The 18,544-nt window shown below is 66.3% G+C and carries 19 protein-coding genes and 3 tRNA genes; 12 read left to right on the top strand and 10 right to left on the bottom strand.

The features are described from left to right. Positions 1 to 28: 28 nt before the first annotated feature. Complete coding sequence (locus EXE63_RS16890; protein ID WP_168142890.1) at positions 29 to 520, bottom strand: metallophosphoesterase family protein; 492 nt, start codon at positions 518 to 520, stop codon at positions 29 to 31. Positions 521 to 1,380: 860 nt separating this feature from the next. Beyond that, positions 1,381 to 1,746, bottom strand: a complete 366-nt coding sequence (locus EXE63_RS33670) for a hypothetical protein (protein WP_494546312.1) — start codon at positions 1,744 to 1,746, stop codon at positions 1,381 to 1,383. Between EXE63_RS33670 and EXE63_RS33665 the strand changes: the two genes are divergently transcribed. Further along, complete coding sequence (locus tag EXE63_RS33665; protein ID WP_494546311.1) at positions 1,630 to 2,955, top strand: putative bifunctional diguanylate cyclase/phosphodiesterase; 1,326 nt, start codon at positions 1,630 to 1,632, stop codon at positions 2,953 to 2,955. The genes EXE63_RS33670 and EXE63_RS33665 overlap by 117 nt on opposite strands. Here the strand turns inward: EXE63_RS33665 and EXE63_RS16880 are convergent. The 3 genes from EXE63_RS16880 to EXE63_RS16870 all read right to left on the bottom strand — a co-directional run bounded on the left by EXE63_RS16880 (position 2,918) and on the right by EXE63_RS16870 (position 4,073). Then, the gene (locus EXE63_RS16880; RefSeq protein ID WP_168142888.1) at positions 2,918 to 3,781 is read right to left on the bottom strand and encodes a nitroreductase/quinone reductase family protein; all 864 of its coding nucleotides are present in this window, start codon (positions 3,779 to 3,781) and stop codon (positions 2,918 to 2,920) included. The genes EXE63_RS33665 and EXE63_RS16880 overlap by 38 nt on opposite strands. A gap of 86 nt (positions 3,782 to 3,867) precedes the next feature. Further along, positions 3,868 to 3,940 (bottom strand) — tRNA-Arg (locus EXE63_RS16875). Positions 3,941 to 3,984: 44 nt separating this feature from the next. Continuing rightward, a tRNA-Ser gene (locus tag EXE63_RS16870) sits at positions 3,985 to 4,073 on the bottom strand. 107 nt (positions 4,074 to 4,180) lie between these two features. Here EXE63_RS16870 and hisC point away from each other — a divergent pair. Genes hisC through EXE63_RS16855 form a run of 3 tightly spaced genes read left to right on the top strand, consistent with a single transcriptional unit; the run spans position 4,181 to position 6,522 of the window. Beyond that, a complete protein-coding gene (hisC, locus tag EXE63_RS16865; protein WP_168142887.1) occupies positions 4,181 to 5,242 on the top strand; it encodes a histidinol-phosphate transaminase in 1,062 nt (353 codons plus the stop codon). Next, positions 5,239 to 5,694 carry a hypothetical protein gene (locus tag EXE63_RS16860; RefSeq protein ID WP_308205520.1) on the top strand — a complete coding sequence of 152 codons (456 nt, stop codon included), beginning with the start codon at positions 5,239 to 5,241 and terminating at the stop codon, positions 5,692 to 5,694. The genes hisC and EXE63_RS16860 overlap by 4 nt, the downstream gene beginning before the upstream one ends. Positions 5,695 to 5,712: 18 nt before the next feature. Beyond that, entirely contained in the window at positions 5,713 to 6,522 is an 810-nt protein-coding gene (locus EXE63_RS16855; RefSeq protein WP_105363890.1) for a crotonase/enoyl-CoA hydratase family protein, read from the top strand. 7 nt (positions 6,523 to 6,529) lie between these two features. Here the strand turns inward: EXE63_RS16855 and EXE63_RS16850 are convergent, their stop codons facing one another. Next, positions 6,530 to 7,567, bottom strand: coding sequence for a bile salt hydrolase (locus tag EXE63_RS16850; RefSeq protein WP_168142886.1), 1,038 nt, complete (start codon positions 7,565 to 7,567; stop codon positions 6,530 to 6,532). A 302-nt stretch (positions 7,568 to 7,869) separates the two neighbouring features. Here EXE63_RS16850 and EXE63_RS16845 point away from each other — a divergent pair, with 302 nt between their 5' ends. Both EXE63_RS16845 and EXE63_RS16840 read left to right on the top strand, forming a co-directional pair. Further along, on the top strand, positions 7,870 to 8,748 hold the full coding sequence (locus tag EXE63_RS16845; RefSeq protein ID WP_168142885.1) for a hypothetical protein: 879 nt from the start codon (positions 7,870 to 7,872) through the stop codon (positions 8,746 to 8,748). 984 nt (positions 8,749 to 9,732) lie between these two features. After that, entirely contained in the window at positions 9,733 to 10,143 is a 411-nt protein-coding gene (locus tag EXE63_RS16840) for a MerR family transcriptional regulator (RefSeq protein ID WP_372513095.1), read from the top strand. On the opposite strand, the gene EXE63_RS16835 is transcribed toward EXE63_RS16840, so the two are convergent. The 3 genes from EXE63_RS16835 to EXE63_RS16825 all read right to left on the bottom strand — a co-directional run bounded on the left by EXE63_RS16835 (position 10,140) and on the right by EXE63_RS16825 (position 12,263). Next, a complete protein-coding gene (locus EXE63_RS16835) occupies positions 10,140 to 11,129 on the bottom strand; it encodes a hypothetical protein (protein ID WP_168142883.1) in 990 nt (329 codons plus the stop codon). The two genes, EXE63_RS16840 and EXE63_RS16835, sit on opposite strands and share 4 nt — an antisense overlap. Positions 11,130 to 11,641: 512 nt before the next feature. Beyond that, positions 11,642 to 11,731, bottom strand: a tRNA-Ser gene (locus EXE63_RS16830). A 19-nt stretch (positions 11,732 to 11,750) separates the two neighbouring features. Beyond that, entirely contained in the window at positions 11,751 to 12,263 is a 513-nt protein-coding gene (locus EXE63_RS16825) for a MarR family winged helix-turn-helix transcriptional regulator (protein WP_168142882.1), read from the bottom strand. A gap of 41 nt (positions 12,264 to 12,304) precedes the next feature. Here EXE63_RS16825 and EXE63_RS16820 point away from each other — a divergent pair, with 41 nt between their 5' ends. Continuing rightward, entirely contained in the window at positions 12,305 to 13,276 is a 972-nt protein-coding gene (locus tag EXE63_RS16820) for an NAD(P)H-quinone oxidoreductase (protein WP_168142881.1), read from the top strand. Here EXE63_RS16820 and EXE63_RS16815 read toward each other — a convergent pair. Continuing rightward, the gene (locus EXE63_RS16815) at positions 13,273 to 14,469 is read right to left on the bottom strand and encodes a cysteine desulfurase-like protein (protein ID WP_168142880.1); all 1,197 of its coding nucleotides are present in this window, start codon (positions 14,467 to 14,469) and stop codon (positions 13,273 to 13,275) included. The genes EXE63_RS16820 and EXE63_RS16815 overlap by 4 nt on opposite strands. A gap of 306 nt (positions 14,470 to 14,775) precedes the next feature. On the opposite strand from EXE63_RS16815, the gene EXE63_RS16810 reads away from it, so the two are divergent. The 5 genes from EXE63_RS16810 to EXE63_RS16790 all read left to right on the top strand — a co-directional run bounded on the left by EXE63_RS16810 (position 14,776) and on the right by EXE63_RS16790 (position 18,535). Then, positions 14,776 to 15,276, top strand: coding sequence for a bacterial proteasome activator family protein (locus EXE63_RS16810; protein ID WP_168142879.1), 501 nt, complete (start codon positions 14,776 to 14,778; stop codon positions 15,274 to 15,276). 6 nt (positions 15,277 to 15,282) lie between these two features. Beyond that, positions 15,283 to 16,086, top strand: a complete 804-nt coding sequence (wzt, locus tag EXE63_RS16805) for a galactan export ABC transporter ATP-binding subunit Wzt/RfbE (protein ID WP_105363898.1) — start codon at positions 15,283 to 15,285, stop codon at positions 16,084 to 16,086. After that, positions 16,076 to 16,993 (top strand): galactofuranosyltransferase GlfT1, encoded by a 918-nt coding sequence (gene glfT1, locus EXE63_RS16800; RefSeq protein WP_168142878.1) that lies wholly within the window; start codon positions 16,076 to 16,078, stop codon positions 16,991 to 16,993. The genes wzt and glfT1 overlap by 11 nt, the downstream gene beginning before the upstream one ends. After that, positions 16,990 to 17,820, top strand: a complete 831-nt coding sequence (wzm, locus tag EXE63_RS16795; RefSeq protein WP_168142877.1) for a galactan export ABC transporter permease subunit Wzm/RfbD — start codon at positions 16,990 to 16,992, stop codon at positions 17,818 to 17,820. Before glfT1 ends, wzm begins: the two co-directional genes overlap by 4 nt. Positions 17,821 to 17,890: 70 nt before the next feature. Next, positions 17,891 to 18,535, top strand: a complete 645-nt coding sequence (locus tag EXE63_RS16790) for a hypothetical protein (protein WP_168142876.1) — start codon at positions 17,891 to 17,893, stop codon at positions 18,533 to 18,535. Positions 18,536 to 18,544: the final 9 nt, after the last annotated feature.

Genomic DNA, 18,544 nt, shown 5'->3' with positions numbered 1-18,544 from the left:
CCCTGCCACGCAGAGCGGTCCGGCGCCGCTAAATCCGATGCAGGGTGACGTCGGTGAGCACGCCGTCGTCGACCGAAGCGGTCATATAGGTGCAGAACGGCTGGCGCCGCCGGTCGGTCGGTGAGCCCGGATTGAGTAGCCGCAGACCGGTGGACGCCGTCGCGTCCCAGGGGATGTGGCTGTGCCCGAAAACCAGCACATCGGTGTCCGGGTAGAGCCGCGCCATCCGTTCGTCACGCCCGGCCGATACACCCGCCTCGTGAGTGACGGTGAACCGCAACCCGCCCAAGTTGGCGTCCGCCCGCTCGGGCAGACGGGCGCGCAGCTCGTCCCCGTCATTGTTGCCCCAGCACGCCACCAGAAACGGGGTACGGTCCTGCAGCCGGTCCAACAGATCCGGCGCCATCCAGTCACCCGCATGAAGCACCGCGTCGGCGCCTTCGACTGCATCCCACACCGTGGACGGCAGATCTCGCGCCCGATTCGGCACGTGGGTGTCGGATATCAGCAAAAGACGCATCCTTGGCAGGTTATCGCAGCGCGACGATGTTGCTGGACCCGCTGATTGAATTAGTGTCCTCGGCACCCGAAAACCACTCTAAGCTGCATGTAATGCGCATGATCAGGGCGAACCCCAGCTACGCCGCCGGCTTGGCGGTTTACCTGGTGTTTGTTTGCTGGTTGCTCGCCGGTTGGGGCGGTACGCAGGTGACGACCGTGGTCAGCTCGGTCGGCTTCGTTGCGTTCAGCGGACTGTCCTGTGCGTGCGCCGTCATCGCGGCCCGCGCCGGCCGGGGCAGAATCCGGATCGGATGGATCGCCATTGCCCTCGGCTGCCTGGGCTGGGTCGCCGGCAGCCTGGTGTGGCTCTATTCCACGACAGTCCTCCAGATCGAGCCGTCGTTCCCCTCCGTGGCCGATATCGGCTTTCTCGCGCTCCCCCTGGCGGTCGGCACCGTGTGGATGCTGCGCGCCGCGAACGACAGGCTGTCCGTCTTCCGGCAGCTGCTCGACGGCACGGTGATCGCCTCGGCGCTGTTCCTGTTGGTCTGGGTGGCGGTGTTGCACCGCCTGTTCCACGACCATCGTTTCGACACCATCGACGCCGCCTTGACCGCTATCTACCCGATCGCCGCGTTGACCATGGTCACCCTGTCGGTGCTGGTGCTGACCACCGTGCCGGCGGGTCGTCGCTACATTCTCGGCGTCTTCACCGCGGGCATCATCGCCATCGCGATGGGAGATGTCGCCGCGCTCTACCTGCAACTGGAGGGCAACCGTTCGATCGGTGGCTTTCCGATGATCAGCAAGGTCACCGGGCTGCTGATGATCGCGGCCGCGGCGAAGATGTCGGCCGACGTGAAACGGGGCTCGGCCACTTCAGGAAGCCAGCTGATGCCGACCACCATCATGTGGCTGCCGTACGCGACGATGCCGTTCGCGGTGGCCGCCGCCGTCGCGCACCTGTGGCCCGACGCCGGCATCCGGCCGGTGCTGGTGGGCTCGGCAATTCTGGTGATCGCCGCACTGATCCGCCAGCTCACCGTCTTGCTCGAGAACCAGCAACTGCTGGACGAAGTGGCGATGCATGCGTTCCGCGACCCGCTCACCGGGCTCGCCAACCGGCTGTTGTTCACCGACCGCCTCGATCACGCCATCGAGCTGCAGCATCGCGACGGGCGACCGGTGGCCGTGCTGTCGCTCGACCTCGACGACTTCAAGCTGGTCAACGACAATCTCGGGCACCACTGCGGGGATGAGTTGCTGCGCGAGATCGCGGGCCGGCTGGTACGAAGCGTTCCTCCGGGCCACACCGTTGCCCGGCTCGGTGGCGACGAGTTCGCGATCATCATCGAGGCCGGTCCGGAAACACCCGAACAGATCGCGGGTCGTGTCATGCACGCCTTCGATGACGCGTTCCAGCTCGACGGTGAGGACGTCTACATCCACCCCAGCATCGGCCTGGTCGACGCACCGGGTCACTCGGAGCCGCCGATCAACACCGAGGAACTGCTCAAGCGAGCCGATGTGGCGATGTATGTGGCGAAGCGTTCCGGCGTGGGCGGCATCCAGGTGTTCGTCCCCGGCATGCAGATCGGCGATGTGGACACCGCGCCCGCCTGGGGGGACAGCGGGCAGATCCGTCTTCCGCCGATCTCGGAGATCCGGCTGCTCGGCGAGTTGCGCCGGGTGGTCGACGGCGGCGATCTACGGCTGGCCTACCAGCCGCAGATCTCGTTGGCGACCGGCGACATCGTCGGTGTCGAGGCGCTGGTGCGGTGGCCGCATCCCGACCTCGGTGTGCTCACACCCCATCAGTTCCTGCCGCTGATCCGGCGTAACGGCCTGATGGGCGCCGTGACGGATCTGGTGCTGGAACAGGCGGCCCGCGATGCCGCCGCCTGGTACCGGCCCGGGGTCCGCGAGGTGCCGGTCGCCATCAACCTGTTCGCGCCGTCGTTCAACGATGCGGCGCTGCCCGAGCGGATCGGCGCGGTGCTTGCCGGTCACGGCCTGCCCCCGGAGGCGGTGACCATCGAGATCACCGAGCACTACCTGCTGGCCGACGCGCGCCAGGCCCGTGACGTCATCGAGCGGCTCCGCAGGGCCGGGTTCCGGGTCTCCATCGACGATTTCGGCAGCGGTTACGCGACCATGAGCTACCTGCGCGATCTACCGATCGACGAGCTGAAACTGGACCGCAACTTCGTGGCGCCCATGCTGGCGAACCCGAGGGCGGCCGCGATCGTGCATTCGGTGATCAAGCTGACCCACACGCTGGGCATCACCAGCGTCGCCGAGGGTGTCGAAGATGCCGAGACCGCCGAACTGCTGCGCGGGTACGGCTGCACCGTGGCTCAGGGCAACTACTTTGCCGAGCCGGTGTTCACCACCGCCCTGCAGGCCCAGCTGGACGTCACTGCCCGCCGAGCAGCTCCGCCATCCGCGGTATGACCGCCTGCAGGCCCTTGAACGGCCTGATCATCACCTTGAACGAGACGATCTTGCCGTCCTCGCCCCAGTGGATCATGTCGATACCGTCGACCACCACACCGTCCAGGGTGGCCTGGAACTCCAGGATCGCCGAGTTCTCGCCGTACCACTGCTCGACATAGTGGAAGTCGGTGCCGCCGAAGAGTTTCGCGGCGGCGTTCAGATACTTGGCCGTGGTGGCCTTGCCCCGCTGCGGGGTGAACACCGCCGGTGAGTAGAACACCGCGTCCTCGGCGAGCAGCTCGTCGAGGACGGCCGGGTCATGGTGGTCGATGTAGTCGATCCAGCGCTGGATCACCTGCGGGGTCATACCGGCATCTTGCCTGACCAGTTCCACCACCGGGATCACCCGGGCCGTCTTGCGCTGGTAGTCGGCGAACTCCGGTTGCACGGCCGACTGCTTGGCGTAGATCGCATCGCGCTCGTCCCCGGTGAGCACCCGGGCCCGCACCGCCACCGTCTCGTCGCCGAGTTCGATGACGGTGTCGGGGTGGGCGAGCAGATTGTGAAACCAGGCCGGATGGATATCGGCGCCGCCCAGGCTCGCGAACACGTAGACCCGGCCGTCCTCGACGAACGGCACCAGCGGCGCGATGCGCTTCTTACCCGATTTCGCGCCGGTGTGGTGCAGCAGCACCAGCGGCTTGCCCTCGACAAGCCCGCCCGCCGTCCCGCCGGTCTCCCGGAACTCACGGATGACGCCGTTGTTCATCTGGTCCAGGCCGCTGAAGTCGAAATCGACGTTGTCGGTCACCCCTGCGGCAACGCCTGCCAGGAGCATGGTCATTCCACGTCTCGCAAAAACCACGGTCCCGGAAAGCAGCGACTCCCGGGCGTCGTGCTGATGCCGCGGGAGTCGTGATGGTGCTTGTGTGCGCCCGAAGGGATTCGAACCCCTAACCTTCTGATCCGTAGTCAGATGCTCTATCCGTTGAGCTACGGGCGCTTGGTCGTGCTTGGTCTTGCCGGTCGAACTATTCAGTTATGCAGCGGAGGCGAGAGGATTTGAACCTCCGGTCCGCTTTAAGGCGGACAACTCATTAGCAGTGAGTCCCATTCGGCCGCTCTGGCACGCCTCCTGAACGATCTGAGGGTACCGGACCCCCGGAACCGCCGAGCGCACAGATTACACAGGCCGGACGGCGGAAGGCAAAGCGCGCCTTTCACGCACCCCTAGAATGGCTGGGTGACTGCCCGTCTGCGACCCGAGCTGGCCGATCTGCCGGCCTACACGCCGGGACGCACCGTGCCCGGCGCCATCAAGATCGCCAGCAACGAGACCGTGGACGGCCCGCTGCCCAGCGTGATGGAGGCCATCACCGCCGCTGCCGCCGGCATCAACCGGTACCCCGACAACGGTTACCTGGATCTGCGCGAGCGCCTCGCCAAGCACGTCGAGTTCGCGCCGGAGAACATTTCGGTGGGCTCCGGATCGGTGAGCCTGTGCCAGCAGCTCATCCAGATCACCTCGACCGTCGGCGACGAGGTGATGTTCGGCTGGCGCAGTTTCGAGATCTACCCGCTGCAGGTGCGCACCGCCGGCGCCACCCCGGTCGCGGTGCCGCTCAAGGACCACACCCACGATCTGGACGCCATGCTGGCCGCCGTCACCGGCCGCACCCGGTTGATCTTCGTCTGCAACCCCAACAACCCGACCTCCACCGTCGTCGAGCCGGCCGCACTGGAGGCGTTCGTCGCGGCGGTCCCCTCCGATGTCCTGATCGTCATCGACGAGGCCTATGTCGAGTACATCCGCGACGGTCTGCTGCCGGACAGCCTCGGCCTGGTCCGCCGATACCCGAACGTCGTTGTGCTGCGCACCTTCTCGAAGGCCTACGGGCTGGCCGGGCTGCGCATCGGCTACGCGGTGGCCGATCCGGATATCGTCACCGCGCTCGGCAAGGTGTACGTACCGTTCACGGCGACGACCATCTCGCAGGCTGCGGCCATCGCTTCCATCGACGCCGCCGACGAACTGCTGGCCCGCACCGACGCCGTCGTCGCCGAACGCACCCGGGTGAGCGCCGCGTTGAGCGCCGCGGGATTCGACCTGCCCGCCTCGCAGGCCAACTTCGTCTGGCTGCCGCTACCGGGGCGATGCGACGCGTTCACCAACGCCGCGGCCGACAACCGGCTGCTGGTGCGCCCCTACGGACAGGACGGCGTCCGCGTCACGGTCGCCGCCCCGCACGAGAACGACGCGTTCCTGGCGTTCGCCCAACAGTGGATCAGAGGAGAACAGCCATGATGCGCACTGTGGTGGCCGCGGGCGCCGGCCTGATCGCGCTCGGCCTGCTGACCGGATGCGGACGCAGCACCGACGGCACCGTCGCAATGACCACCGAACCGGGTCCGCCGCTGAGCTCGGAGCCGACCACCACGCGTGACCGCGGCATCCCGGGATTGCCCCAGATCCCCGGGCTCCCGGATATCACCATCCCCAACTTCCCGATGCCGGGTCAGGAGTCCGACGTTCCCGATGTCCCGGCGCCGCCGGATGCACTGACGATGAAGTGCTCGGAGTTCAATGAACTCGATGCCGCCAACAGGAAGGCTGTCGTCAACGCCATCTTGGAGGGCGAGGATTCGATCCTGGGGCCGGAGAACGTGGACATCGCCCGATCGCTGGCCGAGGCGGTGTGCCAGTTCATGACCGACAGCACCGTCAGCGAGGTGCTGCTCGGAGGGCCCGTTCCGTAGCCGGTTAGCCTTCACGCCATGGCATATGAATCCGTCACGGTGGAGATCGCCGACCATATCGCCCGGGTGACCCTGATCGGCCCCGGCAAGGGCAACGCGATGGGGCCCGCGTTCTGGGCCGAGCTGCCCGAGGTGTTCGGCACCCTGGACGCCGATCCCGAGGTGCGGGCCATCGTGCTGACCGGTTCGGGCAAGAACTTCAGTTACGGCCTCGATCTGGCCGCGATGGGCGCCACCTTGCCCGGCCTGGATGCCGGCGCCAAGGACCGCCTCGGCTTCCACCAGAAGCTCATCAAGATGCAGGGCGCCATCAGCGCGGTGGCCGACTGCCGCACACCCACCATCGCCTCGGTGCACGGCTGGTGCATCGGCGGCGGCGTCGACCTGATCAGCGCGGTGGACATCCGCTACGCCAGCGCGGACGCCAAGTTCTCGGTGCGGGAAGTGAAGCTGGCCATCGTCGCCGACGTGGGCTCGCTGGCCCGGCTACCGCTGATCCTGTCCGACGGGCACCTGCGCGAGCTCACGCTCACCGGCAAGGACATCGACGCCGCGCGCGCCGAGAAGATCGGATTGGTCAACGACGTCCACGCCGACGCCGAGGCCTCCCTGGCCGCCGCGCACGCCACCGCCGCCGAGATCGCGGCCAACCCGCCGCTGACCGTGCACGGTGTGAAGGACGTGCTGGACCAGCAGCGCATCGGCCGGGTGTCGGAGAGCCTGCGCTATGTGGCGGCGTGGAACTCGGCGTTCCTGCCGTCGAAGGACCTGGGCGAGGCCGTCACCGCGATGTTCCAGAAACGGCCCGCGCAGTTCACCGGGGAGTAGCCCGGTTCTACTCGGGTGGTGGCGCTTTCGACGCGGCCGCGGTTTCCAGCTCTTTGAGCAGTTGCAGCGACAGGAACGTCATCGGGCCCTTGTCCTCGAACAGCCCGGACACATTGCCCGCGACACCGCCGTGCACGGCCAGCTGGCTCTGCAGGTCGAGCTTGAGCTGCGGGCTGCCCTCGGCGAAGTCGAGGTCAGCCAGGTCCACCCATACGATGTTCGGCCGGGTGGTCGACTCGTAGACGTAGCGCTTGTTCGTCAGATCCAGCACCACCTGCCAGATGGTCTGCGATGCGTCGGGCTTGCCCGGGTCGGGGATGCGGAACGGCTGGGCCGCATTGCGGATGACCGAGAACATCGAGGCGATCGCCTCGACCTGACTTACGGGCTCGGGTAGCCGCCCGGCGTAGTAGCTGGCCCGGGCGAACCGGTCGGCGGCCAGTGTCGAACCGGGCAACGGCGCCGAACCACCCAGTCCGGTGAACGATTTCACCAGTTCCAGCTGCTGATCGAAGGTCGGAGAATTGGTCATCACCCGGTAGGCGCGGTCGTGGTACACCTTCGCCTTACCGTCGATGTACTCGATGATCGCCGAGTCCCCGGACGCATCGTCGAGTGCCAGGTGGATGGCCGGCGGACCTCCCCCGGTGGGATCGTCCATCTGAACGACCTGCACGTCGGTCCGGGCGATCCACGCCACGGCATCGGCCACCGTCGCGAAGTTGTCCAGGAAGTACTGCAGCCAGACCGCCTGGCTCAGCTGGGTCCGGCCGGCATCCGGTGTGCCGTAGGTGGACTCGGCGAGCCACAGCACGTGACCGGCCAGCCCGGCCTCGTTGAGTCCGTCGACGGAGATGATGTCGAACGCCGTGGCGATCACGCTGCCGTATTTCGAGGTCCAGCTGAGCTTCCCGGTGACGCCGTCGTCTCGCGTGACACCCCGGGGCTGTTTCCACAGGTTGGTCATCAGATCCTTGTGAAAGTCCATGTTTCGGCCCACCAGGACGGCCCCACCGGCCTCCGGCCAGATCACACGCGTGCACATGCCGGACAGCCTATCCACCGATTGTCTCGCCCCGGTTCTGGCTCGTGAAAGTGGTTGCCGCCTAATCGCTCCCACAGGAAGTTAGCTCTGCTATGCTCCCGCTCGAAGCCACTCGCAGCTTCACCTGGGGGAAAATCGTGGGATATGCTCGCCGTGCCGCGGGGCCGGTATCAGTTGTCGTGACGGCGATCCTGGCCGCATCGGTCACCGCTCCCGCGATGCCACCGCACGTCGAATCGACACATACGGCCACGCTGACTTCACGTGCCCCGCAGACGCTGCACGTACACCTCGCCGGCTTCGTGGAACAGGCCATCGAACAGGCCGTGACCCCGCAGGCAGCCCAGGTTGCCGACGGTGGCGTGGCGACCCACGATGCGGCACCGAAAGCCTTGACGGCCAATGCATCAACGACAGCGATTCGCCCGCCTGTGGGCTACAGCCCGTACTACCCGTTCACGACGCCGACGACGCCGCTGGGGTCGCTCGGGTGGTGGGTGACGTTGCCGATAGCCATTCCCGGCCTTGTCCTCGACAGCCTCGCACAAAGCTGGACACGGGATCTGACCGACAAGGGCATCGACGCACGCCTGGCAAACCAGCCCGAGCTGCTGTCCCGGTACCTCTTCGTGCCGATCGCCGTCACCATTCAGACCGCGCTCACAGGACTGATCGGTGGGGGCACCGTCGAACTCGGGAAGTTCACCCTGCCCCAGGCAGTGTTCTGGTCGGCTAAAAGCCTGCGAGTGGCGATCGCCAATACGATTGCGGCCGAGAAGGATCTACTCAACGGCGGGACCGGCATCCTGCCCGACGATGAATCCGTCGCGGCTCACAAGCCCGTCGCACTGAGCGCCTCGGCGCCTGTCACTGCCACCACAAAACCGAGAGTTGCCAAACGGCCTCTCCCGTCGGCGCACACCGCGCAGCCCCAGACATCGACAACACCGACCGCTGACACCAGTGAAGATTCGGAAACTGACGCCTCCCAGTCGCAGTCGTCGCCGACCGAGAAGATTCCCACCAGCCGCACCAACCGGCTACGACTCGGCCCCATCTCGCTACCCAGCCCATCAACCCGCGGCAGGGCGGCGGCGGATTCTCCGACGTCTCACTCAACCCGGGTGGCGGAGCCCGAACGTCGCCTCGCCGTCAAGTCAGCCATGTCCGGCCGGGGCTGACGACTGGGCGTTGGTTCAGTGAAGTACCCTCTGCTCGCTCAGTAGCAGGACCTCGGCCGTCGGGTCACAACGACCATCGCGCCGGGCATACCGTGCAATCGCCCAGCCTGCACTGACAGGTACTACGAGCTACCGAGTTGAAGTCGGTGCGCGGCCATTCGTCGACACCGTACCCGCGATCAGTACGCCGATGGCCGGACAGCGCGGCGCTGACCAGCATCACTGCTGTCGAAGTTGCTGCCATCACCAACAGCGATCCGTCTGCTATTGCTGACTGCATCCCCACCGTCCTGCCGAAGTGACACGAAATGGGAACTTCGTGTCTATCGAAACCCAGCGAAAGTTGCCGAGCACATATCAAGATCGTTGCTTGGGACCTTTGCACGTGAGTTGACTGGCGTCAATATGGTCCGGAACACACCCACTCCAGAGGCACCTCACCGAGGCGGATTTCGCAGAGCGTCACGCTCGACCACATAGCAGCGGGCCTTGCTCAGATGCACCTCGGAATCGATGTGCCGCAGTAGGGCATCCGCGCCGACTGCTCCGCGACCAGGAGAGACCATGCGGACATCACCAGAGATTTCCTGCATTCGTTGTCAATCAAAATCTATCGTGGCTGGGGTAGACATCTGTGTTTGGGTGCGCTACATTCGTTCCCGTTGAGAACAAAGAGGGTATGTGGGCGCGGGAGATGACGAACTACCCGCGAAGCAGGAGATCGAAAGCGGCCCAGCGGTATCGACCGGATGCTCCACATCGGTCCGGGTCGCTGCAGTACCCAGCGAGAAGTGCCGAGCAGGTCGATACACTCGGCGGCAAGAAAGGAGGAGCTACCGTCGGATCGCCCGCACGAGTACGGGGCCGATACCGCAGCTACGAAGCAGTGTCGACAGATGGTAACCATCTCCTCAGGGCCGGCGGCCCGGCGCGTCTCATGGCCGGGTTGCCGGCCCTTCTATTTCCTGCGGTAAATTCCAGGCCTTGAAGAGTTCCTCCGGTAAGGCCGTGGAAGGCGCTGTGGTACCCCCGAAGAACACATCCGGCATGAGCCCCGACGACAGGTTCGATGACGAGGACTACCCCGCCTACAGCATGGGTAGCGCCGCTCAGATGTTGGGGACCACGCCAGGGTTTCTGCGCAGCCTCGACGAAGCGAAGCTGCTCACCCCGCAACGCTCCGAGGGCGGGCACCGAAGGTACTCCCGCTATCAACTCCGCATCGCTGCGCGTGCCCGCGAGCTGGTCGACCAGGGAACCGCCCTGGAGGCAGCGTGCCGAATCATCATCCTCGAAGACCAGCTGGCCGAAGCACAGGCGATCAACGCCGAACTCCACAGTCGCTTGACCGACACCGATGCCACCACCGGAGACGGCAAATCGAAGACCAGCTAGTTGGCGGTGCTGCCCGAGTCTCCGCCGCGATCGGATGAATCCGACTCACCCGACTTGGGGGACGAAGCAACACTGCCGTTGTCCGCCTGCACGTTCGCCGCAGGGGTACCCGACGTAATCGTGGCCGGTCGGGTCGTCTTCTTGGACGTCGGGAACTTCAGCGTCGGCAGCTTCAGCTTCGGCAGCTTGAGGGTGGGGAGCTTGAACGTGGGCTTCTTCGTCACGGACGTCACAGCCTCGGGGGTTTCGAGGGAGGTTGTCTCGCCGGTCGTCTCCGGCGCGACAACCTGGGGCTGCTCATCGTCGTTCGTTGTCGTGTCAGCGGTCGCGTGCGTGAGCCCTGTTGCCGGCGCAGAGTCCGTCTGCCCGGTCGACAACGTCACCGTCGATGCCGCGTCCGGGAGTTCGGTCGATGACACCTCCGGCGTCGCGGCCGTCGCTCCAGATACCTTGGGGGCCAACGTCGACTGGCCGAACAGTGCTTTCTCGGCGGCGACGACCCCCTCTAGGGCGGTCTTCACCGCATCGACGAAGAAGCTCAGCGCCTCCGCCGGAGTGAACTTGCCGTACACATAGGTTCCCTCCAGCCCGCCCACCAGCGCGGTCTGCACGGCCACGGCGATCGGGAGCACGAGACTCCGGGCGATCAGCTGAGGCTGCTGGGCCCACCGCGGGTCAAGACCTGCCTCGGTGAGAGTCTGTGTCGCCCCGTCGAAAACCGGCAGCAAGAGCGCGGTCTGGGTCGCAAACGCCGTAGTCAGCGCGTACCCGATCAAGCCCACTGGCTGTGCGTAGGGAACGAACGGGTTATAGGCCGCCAACTGCACCGGCAGTGACTTCACCTCGTGCACGACAGCCGGCACGATGTTCTCCGCTGCACGTTGCACCGGCGGTGCGCTCACCGCGGTTGCAGTCGCGATCACCACCGCACCGGTCAACGCCACCATCGGCGCCGTCCGTACCCGCACATAATTTTGAGCGTCCACCGCTCCCCCTTCGGTTGGATGAGAACCTCATATAACCACATAGGTGTTTGCTGCGCGGAGTGAATTGCCCTACTGCTATTCATATTTGTCTCGAAGTAACGTTGCTCTACAGTGCGCGTTCAGCGCACCTCGACGAACCTCGCGCCTGCGAGCAAACGCCACCACTCGCCGCGAGCTCAACGCCGAGCGCGACGATGGGAAGCGACACCGGCACGCCAGGTGCCTGGGCTGGATTCACCACGCGCGCAGGAGGTTCCGCGCAGCGACTTCGGCACCCAGGGAGTGGTCCCGTTCGCGGTTTCCGCGCAGAACAGTGCGCGGCGACAGATCACGCGCGGCCACGCCAGAGTTTGCTGGTGGCCCCCCGGGATTCCGATTGCTGTCGGCCCCGCCGTGACGGGAGGATCGGTCGCGTCGCCGACAGGGAGCACCGACGCGAATCGCAGCCGGACGACTCAGTCCGACCACACCGAAACGCACCCGGCTTTCGCCGAGTCGGAGCAAACACTTCTTGGCGGTGGCGGAGGGATTTGAACCCCCGGTCGGTGTTAGCCGACTCTCGCTTTCAAGGCGAGTGCATTAGGCCGCTCTGCCACGCCACCGTGGACAAGCCTAAGCGGTCTATACCCGCCCGAGTTTCGCGGGCCGCCCGTCGGCCTGCAGGCCGGCACTGATCCGGCGGCAGTTCTCGCCCGTCGCGGTGATCTGCGAGCGGGAGAGCCGGCCCAGATAATGGTTGCGCACGCCGGCACTGTAGGTCTGCATCGCTTCGGCCAGCAGGGCGCGGCCGTCATCGGTGATGGTGGCCAGCACACCGCGGCGGTCCTCCGGGCTGGCGACCCGGGTCACCAGGTTCAGCTTCTCCAGCCGGTGGATCTGCCGGGTCACCCGGCTGGGGAGTGACATGAGCCCTTCGGCGAGGTCGCCCATCCGTGCCGAACCGCTGTCCGAGCTGTCCAGGATGTCGAGCAACCGCACGTCGTTCAGCGCCAGCCCGTGGGCATCCACGAGTGACCTGTTCAATGTTGCGTAGATACGCAGCGCCGAGTCCAGAAAGTTTTGCCAAGATTTCTGCTCAGCGATATCCAGCCCCGGCATGGTGCTTGCCGTGCGCCCCCCAATAATCGCTTCCATCGCGTAATCGTACGGCTGAAACGAGTAGTAGCGTAGGGCCAATGTTGGCCATAGTTGCGGTTTCAACCGAACGTATGACATGGCAAGAAGTTCCTGACGTCGCAGCTCACGCGGGTGAAGTGGTGATCAAGGTCGCCGCAGCGGGCGTGAATCGCGCCGATCTGCTCCAAGCCGGAGGTAGCTATCCGCCTCCGCCGGGCGCCAGCGACATCCTCGGGCTCGAGGTCTCTGGGACCATCGCCGAGATCGGACCCGGCGTCACTGGCTGGTCGGTGGGCCAATCGGTGTGCGCTTTGCTGGCGGGAGGCGGGTACGCCGAGTACGTCGCGGTGCCCGCCGCACAGTTGCTGCCGGTGCCCGACGGCGTCGAACTCGCGGCCGCGGCGGCGCTGCCCGAGGTCGCGTGCACGGTCTGGTCCAACATGATGATGACCGCCCGGTTGCAGCCCGGCGGCCTGCTTCTCGTGCACGGCGGAGCCAGCGGGATCGGCACCCACGCCATCCAACTGGCCCGCGAGCTCGGTACCCGGGTCGCCGTGACCGCGGGATCGGCCGAGAAGCTGGCCGTCTGCTCGGAGCTCGGTGCGCAGATCCTCATCAACTACCGCGACGAGGACTTCGCCGAACGGATCCGTGAGGCAGGCGGCGCCGATGTCATCTTCGACATCATGGGGGCCAAATACCTGGACCGGAACATCGACGCGCTCGCCGACGGCGGACGCCTGGTGATCATCGGTATGCAGGGCGGGATCAAGGCGGAACTGAACATCGCCAAGTTACTCGGCAAACGCGCCGGGGTCATCGCCACCGCGCTGCGGTCACGGCCGGTCGACGGTCCGGACGGCAAGGGCGCGATCGTCGAACAGGTGACCGCCAACGTGTGGCCGCTCATCGCGGCGGGCAAGGTGCGCCCGATCATCGGCGCGGAACTGCCCGTGCAGGACGCCGCCGAGGCGCACCGGCTGTTGCACGCCGGCGAGGTGACCGGCAAGGTGCTGCTGCGACTGCCCTAACCGAGCGAGGCCAGCACCCGCACCAGCTGGTCGACCTCTGCCGCGGTGGTGTAGTGCGACAGGCCGATCGTCACCGCACCACCGATGTCGTTGACGCCCAAAGCATCCAGTACGCGCGAATGTTCGCTGCTGCCGACCAGGACCCCGTTGTCGGCCAGCCGCTGGATCACCCGCTCGGCCGGCACACCGTCGACGGCCAAGCTCAGCACCGGGATGCGTTCGCTTGCGCTACCCAGCACCATCACCAATGGCAGCGAGCGCAGCGAGGACACCAGGTAGTTGAACAACCGATCCAGGTACAGCGCAGCGGATTCCATGGAAACCGACAGCCGCTCGCGGCGGGACCCGGAAGCTGCCTCGTCCAGATTGGCGAGGTACTCGACGCTGGCCACCACGCCGCCCAGCAAACCGTACTGGTGGATACCGGTCTCCAGCCGTGCCGGACCGGTCGCATACGGATCCAGGGACACCGAACTGAACTGATCGATGACCGCCGGGTCGCGGAACACCAGCGCGCCGATCGGCGGACCGCCCCAGGCCACCGCGTTCAGCGCCACCACATCGGCGTCGATGTCGTCGATGTCGATCATTCGGTAGGGCGCGGCGGCGGAATGATCCACGATCACCAGGCCGCTGTTCTCGTGCACGAGTTTGGTCACCGGAGTCAGGTCGGTGACGGTGCCCAGCGTCGCCGAGGCCGAGGTGATCGCCACCAGACGGGTGGGCGCGGTGATCAGGCCCTCCCACTGCCAGGGCGGCAGTTCACCGGTCTCGATGTCGACCTCGGCCCATTTGACCTTGGCGCCGTACCGGTTCGCGGCCCGCAGCCACGGCGCGATGTTCGCCTCGTCGTCCAGCCGGGACAACACGATCTCGTAGCCCAGGCCCACCCGCACCGATGCGGCGTCGGCCAGCGAGGTCAGCAGCACCGCCCGGTCGGCGCCCAGCACCACCCCCTGGGGATCGGCGCCCACGAAATCGGCGATCGCCTGCCGGGCCGCGGCCAGCACCGTGGCGCTGCGGCGAGCCGACGGGTGCGGGCCCGTCGCGATCGGCTTGGAGCCTCGGAACGCGGTCGACACGGTGGTGGCCACCGAGTCCGGCAGCAGCATCCCGTTCTGCGCGTCGAGGTGCACCCAGCCGTCGCCCAGCGACGGGTGCAGCCCCCGCACCCGGGCAACGTCGTACGCCATGTCAGCCACCTTAGAACGTCTGTGAAACGCACAGACGAACACACATTGGGTAAAGGATCCGGCCGCACCGCACGGTAGGGGCCTTGATCACATCGGCAGCCATACTAATGCAGTGGGCTCGACGTGCGGGGTGCTAATAGCCCTGTTGCTGTTGGTGAGCCCCGCCGGTTCGTCATGCGCGACGGACTAGTGTCGCTAGACAGCTCACGGTCGTGGACGAAAATCCATGACAACGATGCGTCGGTGCATCCCGCATCGACGAGTGGCGCGGTGACCAACCCGACCAGATCAGACGACAGGAAAGCAATGACGATCCCCCCTGACGATGACGACAACGTCGAGATCCTCACCGGTGATCCGGCCGAGACCGGCGCCGACGACGAAGGCGGTCTGACCGGCCTGGTCGAGCAGCCCGCCAAGGTGATGCGGATCGGCACGATGATCAAGCAGCTGCTGGAAGAGGTGCGCGCGGCACCGCTGGACGAGGCGAGCCGCAGCAAGCTGGCCACCATCCACCGCAGCAGCATCCGCGAGCTCGAGGACGGCCTGGCCCCGGAGCTGCGCGAGGAGCTGGAGCGGCTGACCCTGCCGTTCAGCGACGATACTGTGCCCACCGACGGTGAGCTGCGCATCGCGCAGGCCCAGCTGGTCGGCTGGCTCGAAGGCCTGTTCCACGGCATCCAGACCGCGCTGTTCGCCCAGCAGATGGCCGCCCGCGCCCAGTTGGAGCAGATGCGCCAGCTGCCGCCGGGAGCAGCGCCGGGTCACCGCGGTCCGGGACATCCGGGCACCGGGCAGTACCTGTAGCCGCCCGTGTCGAACAGTCCGTTCATCTCCACCGAGAACGCCTGGGTGGAGTTCCCGATCTTCGATGCCAAGTCGCGGTCGCTGAAAAAGGCGTTCCTCGGCAAGGCCGGCGGCACCATCGGCCGCAACGAATCCAACGTCGTGGTCATCGAGGCGTTGCGCGACATCACCATGTCCCTGCAGATGGGCGACCGGGTCGGGCTCGTCGGGCACAACGGCGCGGGCAAGTCGACACTGCTGCGGTTGCTGTCGGGCATCTACGAACCCACCCGCGGATCGGCCACGGTACGAGGCCGGGTGGCGCCGGTATTCGACCTCGGTGTCGGCATGGACCCGGAGATCTCCGGTTTCGAGAACATCATCATCCGCGGGCTGTTCCTCGGGCAGACCCGAAAGCAGATGCTGGCCAAGGTCGACGAGATCGCCGACTTCACCGAACTGGGCGATTACCTGTCCATGCCGCTGCGCACCTACTCCACCGGTATGCGGGTGCGGCTGGCCATGGGTGTGGTCACCAGCATCGACCCGGAGATCCTGCTGCTCGACGAGGGGATCGGTGCGGTCGACGCGGAGTTCATGAAGAAGGCCCGCACCCGGCTGCAGAGCCTGGTCGCCCGCTCCGGAATCCTGGTGTTCGCCAGCCATTCCAACGAATTCCTGGCCCAGCTGTGCAAGACCGCCATGTGGGTCGATCACGGCACCATCAAGATGACCGGCGGAATCGAAGAGGTCGTCGGTGCCTACGAGGGTCCCGACGCGGCCCGGCATGTGCGCGAGGTGCTGGCCGAGAATGCGCGTGATGACGCCTGAGTCCGTGATCGCGGTCATCGTGACCCACCGCCGGGTCGAGGCCCTCGCTGTCTCTTTGCAGGCGGTGAGCGGCCAGAACCGCCCGCCCGACCACCTCATCGTGGTCGACAACGACGACGATCCGCGGGTGCGCGAGCTGGTGGACTCGCAACCGGTGCCGTCGACCTATCTCGGATCACGCCGAAACCTCGGTGGCGCAGGAGGTTTCGCGCTGGGCATGCTGCATGCTCTCGCCCTCGGCGCGGACTGGGTATGGCTGGCCGACGACGACGGCAGACCCGCTGATTCGTCGGTGTTGCAGACCCTCTTGGCTTGTGCGGCAAAGCATTCGCTGGCCGAGGTGTCGCCGATGGTGTGCGATCTCGATGACCCGACGCGCCTGGCCTTCCCGCTGCGCCGCGGCATCGCGTGGCGACGGCACGTCGCGGAGTTGAAGGTCGACGGCTCCGATGACCTGCTGCCCGGGATCGCGTCGCTGTTCAACGGTGCGCTGTTCACCGCGGCGGCGCTGGAATCCGTCGGTGTACCAGACCTGCGACTGTTCATCCGTGGTGACGAGACCGATGTGCACCGCCGCCTGGTGGCATCCGGGCTGCCGTTCGGCACCTGCCTGGACGCGGCCTACCTGCACCCGCACGGCGCCGACGAGTTCAAGCCGATCCTCGGCGGGCGCATGCACACCCAGTACCCCGATGACGCTGCCAAGCGCTACTTCACGTATCGCAATCGCGGATACCTGCAGGCGCAGCGCGGTCTGCGGCGGCTGGTACCGCAGGAATGGGTGCGCTTCGGCTGGTTCTTCCTGGTGACACGCCGCGATCCGGCCGGGCTGCGGGAGTGGTTGCGGCTGCGGCGGTTGGGCAGGCAGGAGAAGTTCGAAAGGTTTCAGAGGAGCAGCACGCCATGACTTTCGTTGACGCAGCGGCCAATTCCAAGACGTTCACCCGCGCCTGGGGCGATATGGCGTCCGGGTTCGGCAAGCGCGAACTGTGGCTGCACCTGGGCTGGCAGGACATCAAACAGCGCTACCGCCGCTCGGTGCTCGGCCCGTTCTGGATCACCATCGCCACCGGCACCATGGCCGTCGCACTGGGCGGTCTGTACTCGAAGCTGTTCAAACTCGAACTCTCCGAACACCTGCCCTACGTCACCCTCGGGCTGATCATCTGGAACCTGATCAACGCCGCCATCATCGAGGGCGCCGACGTGTTCGTCGCCAACGAGGGCCTGATCAAACAGTTACCGACACCGTTGAGCGTGCACGTCTACCGGCTGGTGTGGCGGCAGGTGATCCTGTTCGCGCACAACATCATCATTTTCGTGGTGATCGCGATCATCTTTCCGCAACCGTGGAAGTGGACCGACCTGGCGTTCATCCCGGCGCTGTTCCTGATCGTGCTCAACTGTGTCTGGGTGGCCCTGGTTTTCGGCATCCTGGCCACCCGGTACCGGGATATCAGCCCGCTGCTTTTCAGCCTGGTGCAGCTCCTGTTCTACATGACCCCGATCATCTGGAACGACCAGACGCTGCGCGATCAGGGTGCCGGCGGTTGGGCGAAGATCATCGAGTTCAACCCGCTGCTGCACTATGTCGACATCGTCCGCGCGCCCCTGCTCGGCGCCGATCAGGAACTGCGGCATTGGATCGTCGTGCTGGTCTGCACGGCGCTCGGTTGGATCGCCGCCGCGTTCGCGATGCGTCAGTACCGAGCGCGCGTGCCGTACTGGGTGTAGCCGCCGGTGTCACCCGGTGGCCATCTGGATGCCACCGGGGAGTCGGATGTGGCGCGTTCAATGGCCTTTCATGACCGACACCGTCACCCCTGAGAACACCGCGAACACCGCTGCCCCTGCCCCTGCCCCTGCCCCGGACAGCTTCATCGATGCCGAGATCGTCCCGGTGGTCGACGACGCCGCCGAGGTGGAGTCCGATATCCGCCGACGCGCCCTCGCCATCCGCGAAGCACTGGAACGGCAACTCGGCGCCGGTCAGGGCCTGAGCGAGGAACTCCTGGGCGCCGCCACCGATGCAGGCGTCGCGCTTGTGGAGTCCCCGGCCACGTTGATCGCCGCGGTACGCGGTGGCGCCACCCTGCCCGCCGCCTTCGGCGAGACCGGTGACACCGTCGGGGATTTCGTTGCCGCGGCGGGAAGCCGCATCCGCACCGCCGTCGGCGAGTACGTCGGCCGCCAAGCGGTACTGCCGAACGCCGTGGTCGTCGGGGCGGCCGAAGTGGCCGGTGCGCTGGTGCGCGCTCAGGGCGAACTGGCGTCCTGCGCCGTGGACGGGGCGTTCGCGGTGGCCACCACCGCCAGCCACCGCGGCGACGTCCGCGACGCCATCGATCGCGAATGGAGCGAATTCAACGCCACCGCCGTCGAGCTGCGCGACACGGTCGAGGCCCGCGTTTCGGTGGCGCGGCAGTCGATCCGGGACGCCATCACCTAACGTGCCCCT

It is taken from the genome of Mycolicibacterium frederiksbergense (genome assembly GCF_012223425.1).
GTDB lineage: Bacteria > Actinomycetota > Actinomycetes > Mycobacteriales > Mycobacteriaceae > Mycobacterium > Mycobacterium frederiksbergense.
Note: the sequence above shows the minus strand (reverse complement) of the source record. Positions and strands in the feature narration are given on the sequence as shown.

Bases quoted from the DNA above. Each gene is read 5' to 3' on its own strand.
- glfT1 (WP_168142878.1), top strand. From the start codon at position 16,076: ATGACGCCTGAGTCCGTGATCGCGGTCATCGTGACCCACCGCCGGGTC.
- EXE63_RS16825 (WP_168142882.1), bottom strand. From the start codon at position 12,263: ATGGAAGCGATTATTGGGGGGCGCACGGCAAGCACCATGCCGGGGCTG.
- EXE63_RS16880 (WP_168142888.1), bottom strand. From the start codon at position 3,781: ATGACCATGCTCCTGGCAGGCGTTGCCGCAGGGGTGACCGACAACGTC.
- EXE63_RS16815 (WP_168142880.1), bottom strand. From the start codon at position 14,469: ATGGCGTACGACGTTGCCCGGGTGCGGGGGCTGCACCCGTCGCTGGGC.
- EXE63_RS16790 (WP_168142876.1), top strand. From the start codon at position 17,891: ATGACCGACACCGTCACCCCTGAGAACACCGCGAACACCGCTGCCCCT.
- EXE63_RS16890 (WP_168142890.1), bottom strand. From the start codon at position 520: ATGCGTCTTTTGCTGATATCCGACACCCACGTGCCGAATCGGGCGCGA.
- EXE63_RS16820 (WP_168142881.1), top strand. From the start codon at position 12,305: ATGTTGGCCATAGTTGCGGTTTCAACCGAACGTATGACATGGCAAGAA.
- EXE63_RS16850 (WP_168142886.1), bottom strand. From the start codon at position 7,567: ATGTGCACGCGTGTGATCTGGCCGGAGGCCGGTGGGGCCGTCCTGGTG.
- EXE63_RS16810 (WP_168142879.1), top strand. From the start codon at position 14,776: ATGACGATCCCCCCTGACGATGACGACAACGTCGAGATCCTCACCGGT.
- EXE63_RS16860 (WP_308205520.1), top strand. From the start codon at position 5,239: ATGATGCGCACTGTGGTGGCCGCGGGCGCCGGCCTGATCGCGCTCGGC.
- EXE63_RS16855 (WP_105363890.1), top strand. From the start codon at position 5,713: ATGGCATATGAATCCGTCACGGTGGAGATCGCCGACCATATCGCCCGG.
- wzm (WP_168142877.1), top strand. From the start codon at position 16,990: ATGACTTTCGTTGACGCAGCGGCCAATTCCAAGACGTTCACCCGCGCC.